Here is a 1,297-nt window from a genome sequence, read left to right on the forward strand (position 1 = left end):
ATGGCGGGCACGCTGCGCGCGGAGGCGACGCTCGCCGCGGCGAACCTCGTCTTCGTCCTGCTGCTGGTGGCGGGCGGCGTGATCGTGCCGCTGGAGAGGTTCCCCGACGGCGCCCGCGCGGTGCTCGAAGTGCTGCCCGTCGCGGCGCTGTCGGACGGGCTGCGGGACGTCCTCCAGGACGGCGGCGGCATGCCGTGGGGCGACCTGGGGCTGCTCGCCGGCTGGGCGGTGCTGGGGCTCGCCGCCGCGGCGCGGTTCTTCCGCTGGGAGTGACCCGGCGCCGACCAGGGCCCACGGGCGTACGGGAACGGCCTCCTCCCCCCTCGTGAAACCGCGCACAAGGGGCGGCATACGATAGGCGCCGTGCTGAACCCCCTCGCCCTCATCGCCGAGCGCTGGACCCCGACGCAGAAGACGGTCCAGCGGGCGACGCTCTCCGCGGTGCTGATGAGCATCGTCATCGTCGTCACCGGGGGCGCCGTCCGGCTGACGGGCTCCGGGCTCGGCTGCGACACCTGGCCCAAGTGCTCCGACGACAGCCTGCTGGCGACGTCCGAGATGGGCATGCACGGCGCCATCGAGTTCGGCAACCGGCTGCTCACGTACGTGCTGTGCGCCGCCGTCGGCTGGGCCATCATCGCCGCCCGCGCCACCAAGCCGTGGCGCCGCGAGCTGACGCGGCTGGGCTGGCTGCAGTTCTGGGTCGTCATGGGCAACGCCGTCCTCGGCGGCGCCGCGGTGCTCACCGAGCTGAACCCGTACACCGTCGCCGCGCACTTCCTGCTCGCCACCGGGCTGATCACGATCACGTACCTCACCTGGCACCGCGCCCGCGAGGGCGACGGCGGGCCCGACATGCTCGTCGGGGCCGTGGTGCGCCGGCTGACCCGGGCGCTGGTGGCGGTGGCGGTCCTGCTGCTGGCCGCCGGCACCGTCGTGACCGGCACCGGGCCGCACGCGGGCGACTCCAGCGACGTGCCCCGGATGGGGTGGATCAGCTGGGACCACGCGGCGAAGGTGCACTCGGTCACGGCCTGGGCGGTGGTCGCCCTGACGGTCGCGATCTGGGTGACGCTGAAGCTCGTCGACGGCCCGGCGGGGCCGCTGTCCCGCACCCGGGACCTGTTCCTGGTGCTGATGTCGCAGGCCGTCGTCGGCTACGCGCAGTACCTGACGGACGTGCCCGAAGTCCTGGTCATGATCCACCTGTTCGGTTCGACGCTGGTGTGGATCGCGGTGCTGCGGGTGGTCGTCTCGCTGCGGCACCGGCCGCACGTGGAGCCCGCCGAGGTCCCGC

1 protein-coding gene and 1 pseudogene are annotated in these 1,297 nt (G+C 73.8%); both read left to right on the forward strand.

The features are described 5' to 3' along the window. Window positions 1–273, forward strand: a pseudogene (locus H5J30_RS33815) (ABC transporter permease); the annotation flags it as partial. Between the two features lie 90 nt (window positions 274–363). Then, window positions 364–1,297 (forward strand): COX15/CtaA family protein (locus H5J30_RS33820; RefSeq protein ID WP_181791608.1); only part of this gene is annotated, 934 nt, incomplete at its 3' end.

Source organism: Streptomyces phytophilus, assembly GCF_013870535.1.
Lineage (GTDB): Bacteria > Actinomycetota > Actinomycetes > Streptomycetales > Streptomycetaceae > Streptomyces > Streptomyces phytophilus.